The following is a 16,052-nucleotide window of genomic DNA, read 5'->3' on the forward strand; positions in this document are numbered from 1 at the left end:
GGACGCTCCTCTAAAATCACTCTTCTGCCAACGATAAATCAGGCCGCTGCACCGTCAGCCGGCCGGGAGCCGAACTTATGGCTGGTCATTCCAAATGGGCCAACATCCAACACCGCAAAGGCCGCCAGGACGAGAAGCGCGGCAAGATCTGGACGCGCATCATCCGTGAGATCACGGTCGCAGCCCGCCAGGGTGGGCCCGACATCAAGGACAACCCGCGCCTGCGGCTGGCCGTCGCCCAGGCCAAGGCGGCCAACATGCCGGCCGACCGCATCAAGTACAACATCGACAAGGCCAGCGGCAACATCGATGGCCTGACGTACGAGGAAATCCGCTACGAGGGCTATGGCATTGCCGGCGCGGCCATCATGATCGACACGATGACGGACAACCGCGTCCGCACCGTGGCCGAGGTGCGCCACGCCTTCAGCAAGTACGGCGGCAACATGGGCACGGACGGCTCGGTGGCCTTCCAGTTCAAGCACGTCGGCCAGATGCTGTTCGCGCCTGGCACGTCGGAAGACAAGGTCATGGAAGTGGCGCTGGACGCCGGCGCCGAGGACGTCATCACCGGTGACGACGGCGCCATCGAGGTACTGACCGCGCCCGCCGACTATGAAGTCGTCAAGGCGGCGCTGGAAGCCGCCGGCCTGGTGCCGGAGCTGTCGGAAGTGACGATGCGCCCCGAGAACACCATCGCGCTGACCGGCGAGGACGCCGAGCGCATGCAAAAGCTCTTGGACGTCATCGAAGACCTCGACGACACCCAAGCCGTCTATCACAACGCGGAACTCGGCTGATGAAAGTCCTTGTCATCGGCAACGGCGGCCGTGAACACGCACTGGCCTGGAAGCTGTCCCAGGCCGAGCGCGTCAGCCAGGTCTACGTCGCTCCCGGCAACGGCGGCACCGCACGCGACGAGCGGCTGGAGAACGTCGCCATTTCCGCCACCGACCCGAAGGCGCTGGCCGACTTCGCCGTCGAGCAGAAGATCACGCTGACCGTCGTCGGCCCCGAGGCCGCGCTGGCCGCCGGCGTAGTGGACGAGTTCCGTGCGCGTGGTCTGCGCATCTTCGGCCCGACCCAGGCGGCCGCCCAGCTGGAGTCCTCCAAGGCCTTTGCCAAGGACTTCATGAAGCGCCACGGCATCCCGACGGCGGCCTACGAGACCTTCTCCGACCCCGTGGCCGCCCACGCCTACGTGGACGGCCGCGGCGCCCCCATCGTCATCAAGGCCGACGGCTTGGCGGCGGGCAAGGGCGTCGTCGTCGCGATGACGCTGGCGGAGGCCCACGAGGCGATCGCATGGATTCTTGAAGACAACAAGCTGGGCGTCACGCACAACGCTGGCGGCGCGCGCGTCGTCATCGAGGACTTCCTCGCCGGCGAGGAGGCCAGCTTCATCGTCGTCTGCGACGGCAAGCATGTCGTGTCGCTGGCCACCAGCCAGGACCACAAGCGCCTGCTGGACGGCGACGAAGGCCCCAACACCGGCGGCATGGGCGCCTACTCGCCGGCGCCGGTCGTCACGCCCAACGTGCATGCCAAGGTCATGCACGAGATCATCCAGCCCACCATCGCGGGCATGGCCAAGGACGGCCATCCGTTCACCGGCTTCCTGTACGCCGGCCTGATGATCGACGAACACGGCCAACCGCGCACCGTCGAGTTCAACACCCGCATGGGCGACCCCGAGACGCAGCCCATCATGATGCGGCTCAAGAGCGACCTGTTCGAGCTGCTGATGCATGCCACCGACGGCACCCTGGATCAGGTCGAGCTGCAGTGGGACCGCCGTGTGGCGCTGGGCGTGGTGCTGGCGGCCGAAGGCTACCCGCTGAATCCGCGCAAGGGCGATGCCATCACCGGCCTGCCGGCGGATGACGCCGAGGCCATGGTCTTCCACGCCGGCACCACCGAGCAGGACGGCAAGCTGCTGACCAGCGGCGGCCGCGTGCTGTGTGTGACGGCGCTGGGCGAGTCGGCCCGCACGGCGGCGCAGAGCGCCTACGAGCTGGCGACCGGCATCCAGTTCGCCGGGCGGCAGTACCGCAGCGACATCGGCCACCGCGCCATCAAGCGTTGACCGCCAGTCCCACCGTCCTGACCGGGCCGCTGCACGCCACCGGCCGCCACAGCCGGCTGGCGCGCGGCATGCTGGGCCTGTGCGGCTGGACGGTGGATGTGCCCGGGCTGCCGGCGGAGCAGGGCGTCATCCTGGTCTACCCGCACACGTCCAACTGGGACTTCGTCATCGGCGTGCTGGCCAAGTGGACGCTGGGGCTGCAACTGCGCTTCTGGGGCAAGGACAGCCTGTTCAAGGTGCCGCTGCTGGGGCCGTGGGCCCGCTGGATCGGCGGCGTGGCCGTGGACCGCAGCAGCCCGCACGGCCTCGTCGGCGACACGGTGCGCCAGATGCAGGAAGCCGCCGCGCGCGGCGAGCGCTTCTGGCTGGCCGCGGCGCCGGAGGGCACGCGCTCGCTGGCGACCGGCTGGCGCACCGGCGCCTATCAGGTGGCCGTGCAGGCCGGCGTGCCGGTGGGCCTGTGCTACTTCGACTTCAAGGAGCGCGTCGTGTCGCTGACGCGCTTCGTCCAGCCGACCGGCAACGTCGACGCCGACTTCGCCGCCTTTGCCGACTACCTCGGCCACCGCACGGGCAAGCGCCCCGCGCTGGCCAGTCCCATCCGCCCGCGCCCATGAACTCACAAGCCGTTCGCGACTATCTGCTCGACCTTCAGCTGCGCATCGTCACCGCGCTGGAAGCGGCCGACGGCAACGCCTTCGTCAGCGACGGCTGGGCCCGCGAGCCCGGCGGCCGGCTGGAGGGCGACGGCCTGTCGCGACTCATAGAAGGCGGCGCCGTGTTCGAGCGCGGCGGGGTCAACTTCTCGCACGTGAAGGGCCGCGTGCTGCCGCCCTCGGCCACGCAGCACCGCCCCGAACTGGCCGGCGCGCCCTTCGAGGCCATGGGCGTGTCGCTGGTCATCCACCCGCACAACCCGTTCGTGCCCACGGTGCACATGAACGTGCGCATGTTCGCGGCGCTGCCCGCGAACGCGCCGGCCGTCACCTGGTTCGGTGGCGGCATGGACCTGACGCCCTACTATGGCTACGAGCGCGACGCCCAGCACTTCCACCGCACCTGCCGTGATGCGCTGGTGCCGCACGGCGAGGATCTGCATCCGCGCTTCAAGACTTGGTGCGACGAGTACTTCTTCCTGAAGCACCGCAACGAGCCGCGCGGCGTGGGAGGCATCTTCTTCGACGACTACGCCGAGGGCGGCTTCGACCGAGGCTTCGCGCTGATCCGATCGGTGGGCGACGCCTTCCTGGACGCCTACCTGCCCATCGTGCAGCGCCGCCAGGGCTATGCCTACGGCGAGCGCGAGCGCGACTTCCAGGCGTATCGCCGGGGCCGCTATGTCGAGTTCAACCTCGTCTGGGACCGCGGCACGCTGTTCGGCCTGCAGTCCGGCGGCCGCACCGAATCCATCCTGATGTCGATGCCCCCGCAGGTGAAATGGCGCTACGACTGGGCCCCCGAGCCCGGCACGCCCGAGGCACGGCTGTACACCGACTTCCTGCGGCCGCGCGACTGGGCCGACGAACCCCCTACCGCGCTGTGGCTATGAAGCTGGCCCTCTTCGGCGGCAGCTTCGACCCTCCGCACCTGGGCCATCTGGCTTTCGCCCGCTTCGCGCTGGACGCGCTGGCGCCCGATCGCCTGCTGTGGCTGCCCGCCGGCCGGCAGTGGCAGAAGCCCGACCAGGTCATGGCCGCCGGCGTGCACCGCGTGCAGATGCTGCGGCTGCTGACTGCGGGCGAGCCGCGCTTTGCCATCGATGATCGCGAACTGCACCGCCGTGGCCCCAGCTTCACGGCCGACACGCTGCGCGAGTTCAAGGCGGAGGCGCCCGACGCCGAGCTGATGTTCCTCATCGGCCAGGACCAATACGCCCGCCTGCCTACCTGGTACCGTGCCGAGGCGGTGGCGAAACTCGCCACGCTGGTCGTCGTGCCTCGCGCGGGCGAGGCCGTCGTGACGCCGCCCGGCATGCCGCCGCACCGCCTTCAGGTGCTGAACCTGCCGGACACCCCTCTCTCATCCACCGCCGTGCGCGACGCGATCGCGCGTGGCGACGACATCAGCCCCTTGGTGGGCGCCGACGTGGCGAGCTATATTGACTCGCACCGTCTTTACGGGAAGAAGCCCTGAATGGACATTCGCAAGCTGCAACGGGCCATCGTCGATGGTCTGGAAGACGTCAAGGCTCAGAACATCGTCGTGTTCAATACCGAGCACCTGTCGCCACTGTTCGAGCGCGTCATCATTGCCTCCGGCACCAGCAACCGCCAGACCAAGGCGCTCGCTTCCAGCGTGCGTGAAACGGTCAAGGGCCGCGGCATGCAGGTCATGCGCACGGAGGGCGAGGACAACGGTGAATGGATCATCGTGGACTGCGGTGCCGCCGTCGTGCACGTGATGCAGCCCGGCATCCGCGACTACTACCGCCTTGAAGAGATCTGGGGCGACAAGCCCGTCAAGCTCAAGGTCGCCAGCGGCGAGACCAAGCTCGTGAAGGCGTCGGAAGACGCCGCGCCGGCCAAGAAGAAGGCGCCGGCGACGAAGGCCGCGGCGCCCGCCAAGAAGGCTGCGCCCGCCACCAAGCCGGCGGCCAAGACCGCTGCCAAGAAGACGCCGGCCAAGAAGACGCCGGCCCGCGTCGTCGACGCGAAGACGCCCGCGGCCAAGACCATCAAGGTCGGCGCCACCAAGCCGGCCGCGAAGAAGCCCGTGGACAAGAAGGCAGCCGTGAAGACGACGGTGGGCGTGAAGAAGGCTGCGCCCGCGAAGACGGCTGCCAAGACCACCGCCAAGGCTGCCCCGGCCAAGAAGGTGGCCGTCAAGAAGGCACCGGCCAAGAAGGGCTGATGCGGCTGTTCCTCGTCGCCGTGGGCCAGCGCCAGCCGGCCTGGGCGGACACCGCCTATGACGACTTCGCCAAGCGCTTTCCGCCCGAGCTCAGGCTGGAGCTGAAGGCCGTGAAGGCCGAGACGCGCGGCAGCAAGACGGCCGAGCAGCTGATGGCGGCCGAGGCGGCCCGCATCGAGGCCGCGTTGCCGAAAGGCGTGCGCCGCATCATCCTGGACGAGCGCGGCGAACGCCGCACCTCCGTTCAACTCGCTGAGCGTTTGAAGCTGTGGATGGGGGAGGGCCGCGACGCTGCCCTCATCATCGGCGGCCCGGACGGCCTGCATCCCGACCTGAAGGCCACGGCCGACGAGACGCTGCGCCTGTCCGACCTGACGCTGCCCCACGCCTTTGCCCGCGTGCTGCTGGCCGAAGGCCTGTACCGCGCCTGGACCGTGACAACCGGCCACCCCTACCACCGCGAATGAACGCACCGTTTCTCTACCTCGCCTCGCAAAGCCCGCGCCGCCGCCAGCTGCTGGATCAGCTCGGCGTGCGGCATGAGCTGCTGCTGCCCGGCGACGACGAGGATGCCGAGGCGCTGGAAGCGGTGCAGGCAGGTGAGCTGCCCGAGGCCTACTGCGCCCGCGTCACGGCCGCCAAGCTGGACGCGGCGCTCGCCCGCCGGGCCGCGCGCGGCCTGCCGCCGGCGCCCATCCTGTGCGCCGACACGACGGTGGCCGTCGACGACCTCATCCTCGGCAAGCCCGAAGACGAGGCCGACGCGCGCCGCATCCTCGCGCTGCTGTCCGGCCGCAGCCACCGCGTCATCACGGCCGTGGCCGTGACCGACGGCACCCACCACGCCCAGGCGCTGAACGTTTCGCAGGTGGAGTTCGCGCCGCTGTCCGCCGCGCAGATCGACCGCTACGTCGCCAGTCGCGAGCCCTTCGGCAAGGCCGGCGCCTACGCCATCCAGAGCCAGGCGGCGGCCTGGATCGTGAACATTGCCGGCAGCTACTCGGGCATCATGGGGTTGCCCCTCTTTGAGACGGCGCAGCTCTTGGACAAATTTCACTTCGAGTTTTGATGCGTGCCGCTCGGCGCGGCGGCACGCATCAGCATTCAAGGATGAGAGATGGAAGACATCCTGATCAACTGGTCCCCGCAGGAGACGCGGGTGGCGGTGGTCGAGAACGGCGCGGTGCAGGAACTGCACGTCGAGCGCACGTTGGAGCGGGGCCTTGTCGGCAACGTCTACCTCGGCAAGGTCGTGCGTGTGCTGCCGGGCATGCAGAGCGCCTTCATCGACATCGGCCTGGAGCGCGCGGCGTTCCTGCACGTGGCCGACCTGCACAGCGCGTCGCAGTTCGGCCATGGGCGGCACCAGAACAACGATGCGCCGCCGACGCCCATCGAGCGCCTGGTCTTCGAGGGCCAGCCGTTGACGGTGCAGGTCATCAAGGACCCCATCGGCACCAAGGGCGCGCGGCTGTCCAGCCAGATCAGCATCGCCGGCCGCATGCTGGTCTACCTGCCGCAGGATGAGCACATCGGCATCAGCCAGAAGATCGGCTCGCCAGAGACGCGCGAGGCGCTGCGCGCCCGCATGGTGACGCTGGTGGGCAGCAAGGAGCAGGGCGGTGGCGGCGGTTTCATCCTGCGCACCAACGCGGAAGACGCGTCTGACGAGGAGCTCGCCGCCGACATCGCCTACCTGCGCAAGACCTGGCAGCAGATCCGCGAGAAGGCCCTCACGACGCCTCCCGCCAGCCTGCTGCACCAGGACCTCAGCCTCGTCGAGCGTGTGCTGCGCGACCTGGCCAGCGAGCGCACGGGCCACATCCGCATCGACTCGCGCATGCAGTACGACGTGTTGCGCGCCTTCGGCGAGACCTTCATGCCCGCCGCCACGACCAAGCTGGAGCACTACCGCGGCGAGCGGCCCATCTTCGACCTGTGCAACGTCGACGCCGAGATCGCCCGTGCGCTGGCGCGCAAGGTGGAGCTGAAATCCGGCGGGTCCCTCGTGTTCGATCAGACCGAGGCGATGACCACCATCGACGTCAACACCGGCGGCTTCGTCGGCGCGAAGAACTTCGACGACACCATCTTCAAGACCAACCTTGAAGCCGCGGGTGCCATCGCCCGCCAGCTGCGCCTGCGCAACCTGGGCGGCATCATCATTGTCGACTTCATCGACATGACGCGCGAGGAACACAAGGCTGCCGTGCTGGCCGAGTTCAGGAAGCAGCTCAGCCGCGACCGCACCAAGGTCACCGTCGGCGGCTTCACGCAACTGGGCCTGGTGGAGATGACGCGCAAGCGCACGCGCGAGTCGCTGTCCCGCATGCTGTGCGAACCCTGCCCCACCTGCGAGGGCCGCGGCCAGGTGAAGACGGCGCGCTCCGTCTGCTACGACATCCTGCGCGAGATCCTGCGCGAGGCGCGCCAGTTCTCGCCGCGCGAGTTCCGCGTCGTCGCCGCCGCCAACGTCGTCGAGATGATGCTGGACGAGGAGAGCGCCCACCTGGCCGGTCTGTCCGACTTCATCGGCAAGCCCATCTCGCTGACGGCCGAGCCCACCAACCAGACTGAGCACTACGACATCGTGCTGCTGTAGCGCGGCGATTGCATAAGGGATTGCAAAGTCGGCGCCTTGTCTGACGTAACGACTGCGTCTACTGCGGCAGAATCGCGCGCCATGTCTGCACCCGTCTCCCGCCGCCGCGGCCTCGCGGTTCTTGCCGCGCTGGCTGCCAGCCCGGCGTTCGCCCAGCTGCGCATCGATATCGCCGGCGTCGGCGGCACGCGCATCCCGGTGGCCATCGTCGACTTCCGCGACGAGTCCAAGTCGCCTCAGCCCATCGCCGCCATCATCCGCGCCGACCTGGAGCGCAGCGGCCTGTTCCGCAGCGTCGACGCACCCGGCGCCCTCAGCGAGACCAGCGTGCCCGCCTACGCGGACTGGAAGGCCCGCCAGGCCGATGCGCTGGTGGCCGGCTCGGTCAACAAGCTGGCCGACGGCCGGCTGGACATCCGCTTCAAGCTCTGGGACGTCGTCAAGGGCGCCGAGATCATCGGCCAGGCCCAGGCGGTGCATCCCGACGATGCGCGCCTGGCGGCCCACCGCATCGCCGACGTCATCTACGAGAAGTTGACCGGCGACAAGGGCGTGTTCGCCACGCGCATGGCCTACGTCACCAAGGCCGGCCGCCGCTACAGCCTCGTCATCGCCGATGCCGACGGCGAGGGCGCCAAGGTCGCGCTGACGAGTCCCGAGCCCATCATCTCGCCCGCCTGGGCGCCCAACGGCCGCGAGCTGGCCTACGTGTCGTTCGAGAGTGGCAAGGCCACCGTGCGCATCCAGGACGTGCAGACCGGCACGCGCCGCGTTCTGGCCGACTTCAAGGGCACCAACAGCGCGCCGGCCTGGTCGCCCGACGGCAGCCAGCTCGCGCTGAGCCTGTCGCGCGAGGGCGGCACGCAGCTGTTCGTCATCAACCGTGACGGCTCGGGCCTGCGCCGCATCACGCAGAGCAGCGCCATCGACACCGAGGCCTGCTACGCGCCCGACGGCAGCAAGATTTACTTCGTCAGCGACCGGGGCGGTGGCCCGCAGATCTACCGCATGCCCGCCAGCGGCGGCGCGGCCGAGCGCGTCACGTTCAACGGCAACTACAACATCAGCCCCGCCATCAGCCCGGACGGCCGCACCATGGCCTACGTCACGCGCAACGGCGGCGCCTTCCGTCTGTGCGTGATGGACATCGCCACCGGCCAGTCCCAGCAGATCAGCGACGCCAACGACGACGAAAGCCCGTCCTTCGCGCCTAACAGCAAGCTCATCGTCTACGCCAGCCGCGCTGGCGGCAAGGAAGTGCTGATGACGACGACGCTGGACGGCAAGATCAAGACGCCGCTGCTGGTCACGCTGGCCGAGGTGCGCGAGCCGACCTGGGGTTCATTTGCAGCCCAGTGATCGTATGACTCGCACCATGTTGGACAATATCGCGCCGGCAACGTTGTCGGCACTGCTGTTTCACCCCGCCCCCCGTCTGTTGTGGAGACCACTCGAATGAAGCTGACCCGTTACGCGCTCACCCTGCTTGCCGCTGCTGCCCTGGCAGGCTGCCAATCCACCGTCAAGCTGGACGAGCCCGCGCCGGTCAAGGAAGCCGCGCCCGTCGCTCCGCCCGCTCCGGTGCAACCCAAGGTCGAATCGGTCGCCCAGACCCAGGTCAAGACGCTCACGCTGGACGAACAGCTGACGCAGCAAGTCCAGGGCAAGCGCGTCGTCTACTTCGACTTCGACAGCGACGTCGTCAAGGAAGAGTTCCGCCCGCTGGTCGACCTGCACGCCAAGCGCCTGAACAACAACAAGAAGCTGGCGCTGACGCTGGAAGGCCACACCGACGAGCGCGGTGGCCGCGAGTACAACCTGGCCCTGGGCCAGCGCCGTGCCGAAGCCGTCGCCAAGTCGCTGACGCTGCTGGGCGTGGCAGGCACCCAGGTCGAAGCCGTCAGCTTCGGCAAGGAGCGCCCGGCCGTGCAAGGCAGCGGCGAAGAAGCCTGGGGCAAGAACCGCCGCGTCGAGCTCAAGGACAAGTGATGCGTGGACTGCGTCTGACGCTGGTGGCCCTGGCTGCGGGCGCGGCCTTCATGCAGCCGGCCTCGGCCGGCCTGTTCGAGGATGACGAAGCCCGCAAGGCCATCCTCGAGCTGCGCACCAAGATCCAGGCCAACGAGGACGCCGCCAAGCAACGCGCCGAGCAGCTCAACTCGCTGGTGCAGGACCAGCTCCAGCCGCTGCGCCGCAGCATGCTGGAGCTCAACAGCCAGCTCGACGCACTGCGCGCCGAGGTTGCCACGCTGCGCGGCGCCAATGAGCGGCTCGCTCGCGATCTGTCCGACACGCAGCGCAAGCTGACCGACCAGTCGCAGTCCGTCGACGCCCGCCTGAAGCCGCTGGAGCCGCAGAAGGTGAGCCTCGATGGCCGCGAGTTCCAGGTCAGCCCCGACGAGCGCAGCCAGTACGACGCCGCCATCGGCCTCGTGCGCCGCGGCGACTTCGCCGAGGCCGTGGCCGCGCTGAACGCCTTCCTGAAGCGCTACACGGCCAGTGGCTACACCGACTCGGTGCGCTTCTGGCTGGGTAACGCGCAGTACGGCAAGCGTGACTACAAGGACGCCATCGCGACCTTCAAGGCCTTCATCGCCGGTAACCCTGACCATCCGCGCGCGCCCGAGGCGCTGCTCGCGCTGGCCAATTGCCAGGCCGAACTGAAGGACAACAAGGCCGCACGACGCAGCCTTGAAGACCTCATCAAGGCCTACCCCGGCACCGAAGCCGCGCAAGCGGGCAAGGAACGCCTGGCCACGCTGAAGTGATGCTCGCGGATCAGCTCGACGCTGATCTGGAGCGCCGCTTTGGCGGTCTGCGCCGGCTGCATGGCGACGCGGCCTACCAACGCCTGCGTACCGCGCGCTTCGCGGTCGTGGGCCTGGGCGGCGTTGGCTCCTGGGCCGTCGAGGCGCTGGCCCGCAGCGGCGTGGCCGCGCTGACGCTGATCGACCTCGATCAGGTCTCCGAATCCAACATCAACCGCCAGATCCAGGCGTTGGGCTCCACCGTCGGCATGGCCAAGGCCGAGGCGCTGCGGCTGCGCATTGCCGACATCCATCCCGGCTGCGCGGTGCGCGTCATCGAGGAGTTCGTCGAGCCCGACAACTGGCCGGCGCTGATCGGTGATGCCGACTTCGACGGTCTCATCGATTGCTGCGACCAGGTGCGCGCCAAGGCCACGCTGGCAGCCTGGGCGCGCGAGCGCGGGCTGCCCTTCGTCACCGTCGGTGCTGCCGGTGGCAAGCGCGAGCCGCACCGCGTGCAGCTCGACGATCTCAGCGCCACGACGCACGACCCGCTGCTGGCGTCGCTGCGCCAGCGCCTGCGCAAGCACCACGGCGCGCCGCGCAGCGGCAGGATGGACGTCGCCTGCATCTACTCACGCGAGCCGGTGCATTTGCCGCAGCAAGGCGAGGGTGAGGCGTGCGAAGTCGCCGAGGTGGACGGCAGCCTGAACTGCCACGGCTACGGCTCCAGCGTCGCGGTCACGGCGACCTTCGGCCTGTGCGCGGCGGCCGAACTGCAGCGCCTGCATCTGGCCCGCCAGACGTCTTGAAGAACGTTGAATGAAAATTCTTGCAGAGCCGATAAAACTCTGCCTATAATGGCGGGCTCTGCTGGACACGGGACGTTAGCTCAGTCGGTAGAGCAGCGGACTTTTAATCCGTTGGTCGCAGGTTCGAATCCTGCACGTCCCACCAGAATTTCTGGCGCGATCCAAAAAATCACGCTATAATGATTGGCTCAGCAAGACGCAGGTCTGGTTGAATCAGGGCTCTTAGCTCAGTTGGTAGAGCAGCGGACTCTTAATCCGTAGGTCGAGTGTTCGAGTCACTCAGGGCCCACCAAAATTAAGAAACGAAACAAGCACCTAGCGGAGACGCCAGGTGCTTTTTTCTTGCCTGCACGCGGCGAGTGCCAGCCAGGGCGCGGATACCGCGTGCGAGGCCTCGTGGTCATGCCGGCGGCAGCCTGCGCGTTCGGGCTGGCCCACGGGCGAGCGCCCCATTCGATCTTCGAACGGGTATTGAGGACCCGCGATCAGGCAGCCGTAGCCTCGTCCTCGATCACGCGGCCTGAGGCGACGCCAGGCGATCCGCCTGCAGCAGCCGGTCCCACCAAGGCACCTCGCCGATCTCGGCGCGCAGGTGGTCGATGAATAGCCGCGACTTGGCGGCGTGGCTGCGGCCCGGCAGGCGTACGGCGTGGATGCCCGGCGTGCCGGGTGCGACCGGCGCGGTGGCTTCCTCGGGGAACAGCGCGACCAGCTCGCCCGAGCGCAGGTGGTCGCACACCACCCAGGTGGCCATGTGCAGCACGCCCACGCCCTGCAGCGCCGCCTGCAGCATGCCGTCCTTGTCGTCGGTGCGGTAGCGGCCGCGCACCGGCAGCGGCTGGTTGCGGTTGACGCCGGCATAGCGCCACACGAAACCGGGCGCCGGCGGCGTGGCGACGGTGATGCAGTCGTGCGCCATCAGGGCTTCCGGTGTCTGCGGCCGGCCGGCGCGGGCCAGGTAGGCGGGGCTGGCGCAGGTGACCAGGCGCACCTGCGCGAGTTGCGTGGCGCTCAGGTCGCTGTCGGGCAGCACGCCGATGCGGATGGCGATGTCCATGCGCTGCTCGGACAGGTCGACGATCTGGTCGCTGAGGTGCAGGTCCACCTCGATGTCCGGGTAGCGCCGCAGAAAGCTCGCCAGCGCGCCGACGACATGGCGGCGGCCGAACACGGTGGGTGCCGTCACCGTCAGCAGGCCGCGCGGCTCGCCGTCGCCGGCCTGCAGCGCCTCCTTGGCGCCCGCCAGTTCGCCCAGGATGTTGCGCGCCCGCGGCAGGAACTGCTCACCGGCGTCGGTCAGCGCCAGGCGGCGCGGGCTGCGGTGGAAGAGCCGGCTGCCCAGCTCGGCCTCCAGCGCGTCGATCTTGCGCGTGACGGACGACACGGCCACATCCTGCCGGCGCGCGACCTCCGAGAAGCTGCCGTGCGCGGCAACGGCGAGGAAGGTGTCCAGGGCTTCGATCATTGTTGGCGTCTTTGCGTATTTCGCAAATGGCGTTTGCGTTTGATGTGATTGTTCTGTGAAACGCAAAACAAAACAATGCGCTCCGTGTCACGAACACCGCTTCTTCAACGCATCGACCCGAAAGCCGCCATGACCTCCCACGCCACTCCTTTCCCGACGCCCTCCCGCAGCCGCCGCACGGCCCTCGGCCGCCTCGCCATCGCCTCCGCGCTGGCGCTGGCCGGCCTCGCCTTCGCCAGCCTGCCGGCACCGGCCAGCGCTGCTGCGCCGCAGCTCAAGACGCAGGCGCCCGGCTGGTACCGCCTGATGGTGGGCAGCGTCGAGGTGACCTCGCTGAGCGACGGCACCGTCGCGCTGCCGGTGGACCAGCTGCTGCATGCACCGGCGGGCCGCGTCGCCGAGGGCCTGAAGCAGCATTTCCAGACCGCGCCGCTGGAGACCTCCGTCAACGCCTGGCTCATCAACACGGGCAGCCGCCTCGTGCTGGTGGATGCCGGCGCCGGCGCGTTGTTCGGCCCCACGCTGGGCAGGTTGGCGGCGCAGATCCGCGCGGCCGGCTACCAGCCCGAGCAGGTCGACGACATCCTCATCACCCACCTGCACCCCGACCATGTCGGTGGCCTCGCGGCCGGCGGTCAGCGCGTGTTCCCCAACGCCACGGTGCATGCCGACAAGGCCGATGCCGACTACTGGCTGTCCAAGGCCCACGCGGAAGCCGCGCCCAAGGAACAGAAGGGCTTCTTCCAGGGCGCGCAGGCCTCGCTGGCGCCCTATGTGCAGGCCGGCCGCTTGCAGCCTTTCGAGCGCGACGGCGAGATCGTGCCGGGCATCCGCGCCATGGCGGCCCACGGCCACACGGCCGGCCATGCGATCTATGCCGTGGAGAGCCAGGGCCAGCGGCTGATGCTGATCGGCGACCTGATCCACGTCGCGTCCGTGCAGCTGGTGTCGCCCGAGGTGACCATCGCATTCGACACCGACGAGCCGCAGGCCGCGCAGACGCGCGCCCGTGTGTTCGCCGAGCTGGCCGCCAGCGGCAGCCTGGTGGCGGTGACGCACTTCAACTTCCCCGGCGTGGGCCGGCTGCGCCAGGCCGGCAAGGGCTGGACCTGGGTGCCGCTGGACTACAGCAGCCAGGTGCGCTGAGGCGTCGCCTCCCGCTTCAGGGCAGCGGGCGGATGCTGCCGCCCAGGCTGCCCGGCGGGTGGTACTCGTTGAACAGCTGCCAGACGCGCCCTGCGCGGCCAGCCTGGCCGAAGGCGTGGCGCAGCAGGCGCCGTTCGGGCTCGCCCAGGCGGCGCGACAGGTACACGCCGCTGGCGTTCCAGCCCAGCTCCTCCAGCGGCTCCACGCGCAGCCGCTTCAGCAGCGGCGACAGGTCGGGCTCCGTCGCCAACGTTCCCACGAGGATGGAGGCCGTCATGACGGTGGCCGGTGCCAGCCCGAGGCGCAGCGCGCGGGCGACGCCGGCCGGGTCGGCCTCCTCGACGAGGCGCTGGCGCTGGCGCAGCGTGGCGATGGCGGCGTCATAGGCCGCGCCGAACGAGAAGCCGCGCACGACCACCAGCTTGTAGTCGGGCAGGGCCACCAGCTCCGCCAGCGAGCGCGGCACCGCGGCCTCGCCGTCCAGCGTCAGCAGGCTGGCGCGCACCTGGATCAGCGGCACGAACTCGGCACTGGCGTCGCGTGCCGGCGTGGCCGACGCGGGAATGAGCACGTCGGCCTGGCCGCCATCGAACATGGATTGCTGGCGCGCGCGGGGCACCTGCTGCATCGAGAGCTGGCAGGCCGTGCCCGCGGCGATCTCGCGCAGCAGCGTCGGGTAGATGCCCTGGGCGCGGCCCTGCTCGAAGCGCACGCTGACGCCGATGGGCGCCACGGGCACGTCGACAACGCGCGAGCAACCGGCCTGCGCCGCGCCTGCGGCCAGCAGCCCCAGCACCCACATGCCTGATCGCCTCGTTGCGTTCATGCCCCTCGGTCCCAACTTGTTTTGGGGCGATTGTGAACCGGTGCGATGCGGCGCTCCATCCCGTCGAATACCAGTTGCACGACGACCGCCAGCGCCGCGGCCGGCAACGCGCCGGCCAGCATCAGCGCGCTGTCGTTGACGGCCAGCCCGGCGACGATGCGCTCGCCCAGCCCGCCCGCACCGACGAACGCGGCGACGGTGGCCGTGCCCACGTTGGTGACGGCGGCCGTCTTCACGCCGGCCATCAGCGTGGGCAGCGCCAGCGGCAGCTCAACGGCGCGCAGCGTCTGGCCGCGCGTCAGGCCCAGCGCCTGGGCGGCCTGCGTGAGCCCCACGGGCACACCCCGCAGGCCCGCGTGCGTGTTGCGCACGATGGGCAGCAGGGCGTAGACGAACAGCGCCAGCAGCGCCGGCACAAAGCCGATGCGCCCCAGCAGCGCGATCAGGAAGGCCAGCAGCGCCAGCGACGGCAGGGTCTGCAGCAGGCCGGCCACCGCCATGACCGGCGCGGCCAGCCGCGGCAGGCGGTGGGCGGCGATGCCCAGCGGCACGGCCAGCGCGACGGCGAGCAGCAACGACCCCAGCACCAGCGCCAGGTGCTGGGCCAGCAGGCGCGGCAGGTCGGGCGCCAGCAGACGTGCCGTCAGCCCCTGGGCCTGGGCCTGCGCCGGCGCTGCCTGCAGAAAGCCGCGCGCCACGGCGTCGAACGGGCGCCCCTCCAGCTCGGCCTCCGCGTTGAGCTGGATCATGCGCGCCTGCGGCAGGCGCCCGGTCAAGGTCTGCAGCGGCTGCTCGTCCAGCGTCGCGCGCATCAACAGCACGGCGTCGTAGCGCGGGAAGAACTGCCGGTCGTCCTTCAGCACGCGCACCGGCTGGCGGGCCAGTTGTGCGTCGGTCGTGTAGACGTCGATGAGGTCCACCTGGCCACCGGCCAGCGCCTGGTAGGCCAGGCCGTGGTCCAGCCCGGCGCCGGCCTCCAGCGCCAGGCCGTAGGCGTGCCGCAGCGCGGGCCAGCCGTCGGCGCGAGCGATGAACTCGTGCGACAGGCCGGGCTTGAGCGCCGGGGCGCGGGCCGCAAGGTCGGAGATCGTCGCGATGCCCAGCCGCGCCGCGTCGGCCTCGCGCATCGCCAGCGCATAGCTGTTGTTGAAGCCCAGCGGCACCGCGGCCTTCAGGCCTAGCGGCCGCAGCCACGTGTTGATCTGCGCCAGCGGCGCCTGCGCGTCGGCGCCGGCCTCGCGCCTGAGCAGCTCGCGCACGATGGTGCCGGTGTACTCGGGGTAGACGTCGATCTGCCCCTCGCGCAGCGCGGCGGCCAGGATGGCCGTGTTGCCCAGGCCCTGGCGGTGCTCGGCGGGGATGCCCTGCGCGACGAGCGTCTGGCTGACGATCTCGCCGAGCAGATAGCTTTCAGTGAAGCGCTTGGAGCCCACCTTCAGCGGCTGGGCCTGCAGCGGGCCGGCAGCCAGCAGGGCGCAGGCCAGCAGGGCGAGGCGCAGCAGCAGCGAGGTCATGGCG

General features: G+C 69.6%; 17 protein-coding genes and 2 tRNA genes. 16 read left to right on the top strand and 3 right to left on the bottom strand.

The window, feature by feature from the left end; genetic code table 11:
* Positions 1-77 precede the first annotated feature (77 nt).
* The 15 genes from AC1Q7O_RS19110 to AC1Q7O_RS19180 all read left to right on the top strand — a co-directional run bounded on the left by AC1Q7O_RS19110 (position 78) and on the right by AC1Q7O_RS19180 (position 11,389).
* Positions 78-800: a YebC/PmpR family DNA-binding transcriptional regulator gene (locus tag AC1Q7O_RS19110; RefSeq protein WP_492657507.1), complete on the top strand. Its 723-nt coding sequence runs from the start codon at positions 78-80 to the stop codon at positions 798-800.
* Entirely contained in the window at positions 800-2,086 is a 1,287-nt protein-coding gene (gene purD, locus AC1Q7O_RS19115; RefSeq protein ID WP_492657506.1) for a phosphoribosylamine--glycine ligase, read from the top strand. The genes AC1Q7O_RS19110 and purD overlap by 1 nt, the downstream gene beginning before the upstream one ends.
* Complete coding sequence (locus AC1Q7O_RS19120; protein WP_492657505.1) at positions 2,083-2,703, top strand: 1-acyl-sn-glycerol-3-phosphate acyltransferase; 621 nt, start codon at positions 2,083-2,085, stop codon at positions 2,701-2,703. Before purD ends, AC1Q7O_RS19120 begins: the two co-directional genes overlap by 4 nt.
* Positions 2,700-3,635, top strand: coding sequence for an oxygen-dependent coproporphyrinogen oxidase (hemF, locus tag AC1Q7O_RS19125; RefSeq protein WP_492657504.1), 936 nt, complete (start codon positions 2,700-2,702; stop codon positions 3,633-3,635). The genes AC1Q7O_RS19120 and hemF overlap by 4 nt, the downstream gene beginning before the upstream one ends.
* Positions 3,632-4,219: a nicotinate (nicotinamide) nucleotide adenylyltransferase gene (gene nadD, locus AC1Q7O_RS19130; protein ID WP_492657503.1), complete on the top strand. Its 588-nt coding sequence runs from the start codon at positions 3,632-3,634 to the stop codon at positions 4,217-4,219. The genes hemF and nadD overlap by 4 nt, the downstream gene beginning before the upstream one ends.
* On the top strand, positions 4,220-4,936 hold the full coding sequence (gene rsfS, locus AC1Q7O_RS19135; RefSeq protein WP_492657502.1) for a ribosome silencing factor: 717 nt from the start codon (positions 4,220-4,222) through the stop codon (positions 4,934-4,936).
* On the top strand, positions 4,936-5,403 hold the full coding sequence (gene rlmH / locus AC1Q7O_RS19140; RefSeq protein WP_492657501.1) for a 23S rRNA (pseudouridine(1915)-N(3))-methyltransferase RlmH: 468 nt from the start codon (positions 4,936-4,938) through the stop codon (positions 5,401-5,403). Before rsfS ends, rlmH begins: the two co-directional genes overlap by 1 nt.
* Positions 5,400-6,005: a Maf family protein gene (locus AC1Q7O_RS19145; protein ID WP_492657500.1), complete on the top strand. Its 606-nt coding sequence runs from the start codon at positions 5,400-5,402 to the stop codon at positions 6,003-6,005. Before rlmH ends, AC1Q7O_RS19145 begins: the two co-directional genes overlap by 4 nt.
* Before the next feature lie 48 nt (positions 6,006-6,053).
* On the top strand, positions 6,054-7,538 hold the full coding sequence (rng, locus tag AC1Q7O_RS19150) for a ribonuclease G (RefSeq protein ID WP_492657499.1): 1,485 nt from the start codon (positions 6,054-6,056) through the stop codon (positions 7,536-7,538).
* An 81-nt stretch (positions 7,539-7,619) separates the two neighbouring features.
* The gene (gene tolB / locus AC1Q7O_RS19155) at positions 7,620-8,897 is read left to right on the top strand and encodes a Tol-Pal system beta propeller repeat protein TolB (protein ID WP_492657498.1); all 1,278 of its coding nucleotides are present in this window, start codon (positions 7,620-7,622) and stop codon (positions 8,895-8,897) included.
* A 96-nt stretch (positions 8,898-8,993) separates the two neighbouring features.
* Entirely contained in the window at positions 8,994-9,527 is a 534-nt protein-coding gene (pal, locus tag AC1Q7O_RS19160; RefSeq protein WP_492657497.1) for a peptidoglycan-associated lipoprotein Pal, read from the top strand.
* Positions 9,527-10,306 carry a tol-pal system protein YbgF gene (gene ybgF / locus AC1Q7O_RS19165; RefSeq protein WP_492657496.1) on the top strand — a complete coding sequence of 260 codons (780 nt, stop codon included), beginning with the start codon at positions 9,527-9,529 and terminating at the stop codon, positions 10,304-10,306. Before pal ends, ybgF begins: the two co-directional genes overlap by 1 nt.
* A complete protein-coding gene (locus AC1Q7O_RS19170; RefSeq protein ID WP_492657495.1) occupies positions 10,306-11,097 on the top strand; it encodes a tRNA threonylcarbamoyladenosine dehydratase in 792 nt (263 codons plus the stop codon). The genes ybgF and AC1Q7O_RS19170 overlap by 1 nt, the downstream gene beginning before the upstream one ends.
* A gap of 69 nt (positions 11,098-11,166) precedes the next feature.
* A tRNA-Lys gene (locus tag AC1Q7O_RS19175) sits at positions 11,167-11,242 on the top strand.
* A gap of 71 nt (positions 11,243-11,313) precedes the next feature.
* Positions 11,314-11,389 (top strand) — tRNA-Lys (locus tag AC1Q7O_RS19180).
* Positions 11,390-11,608: 219 nt separating this feature from the next.
* Here the strand turns inward: AC1Q7O_RS19180 and AC1Q7O_RS19185 are convergent.
* The gene (locus AC1Q7O_RS19185; protein WP_492657494.1) at positions 11,609-12,562 is read right to left on the bottom strand and encodes a LysR family transcriptional regulator; all 954 of its coding nucleotides are present in this window, start codon (positions 12,560-12,562) and stop codon (positions 11,609-11,611) included.
* 129 nt (positions 12,563-12,691) lie between these two features.
* Here AC1Q7O_RS19185 and AC1Q7O_RS19190 point away from each other — a divergent pair, with 129 nt between their 5' ends.
* Complete coding sequence (locus AC1Q7O_RS19190) at positions 12,692-13,708, top strand: MBL fold metallo-hydrolase (RefSeq protein WP_492657493.1); 1,017 nt, start codon at positions 12,692-12,694, stop codon at positions 13,706-13,708.
* A 16-nt stretch (positions 13,709-13,724) separates the two neighbouring features.
* On the opposite strand, the gene AC1Q7O_RS19195 is transcribed toward AC1Q7O_RS19190, so the two are convergent.
* Both AC1Q7O_RS19195 and AC1Q7O_RS19200 read right to left on the bottom strand, forming a co-directional pair.
* Entirely contained in the window at positions 13,725-14,534 is an 810-nt protein-coding gene (locus AC1Q7O_RS19195) for a substrate-binding periplasmic protein (protein ID WP_492657492.1), read from the bottom strand.
* Positions 14,531-16,048 carry a glycine betaine ABC transporter substrate-binding protein gene (locus tag AC1Q7O_RS19200; protein WP_492657491.1) on the bottom strand — a complete coding sequence of 506 codons (1,518 nt, stop codon included), beginning with the start codon at positions 16,046-16,048 and terminating at the stop codon, positions 14,531-14,533. Before AC1Q7O_RS19200 ends, AC1Q7O_RS19195 begins: the two co-directional genes overlap by 4 nt.
* Positions 16,049-16,052 lie beyond the last annotated feature (4 nt).

This window comes from Roseateles sp. GW823-FHT07B05 (genome assembly GCF_058794515.1).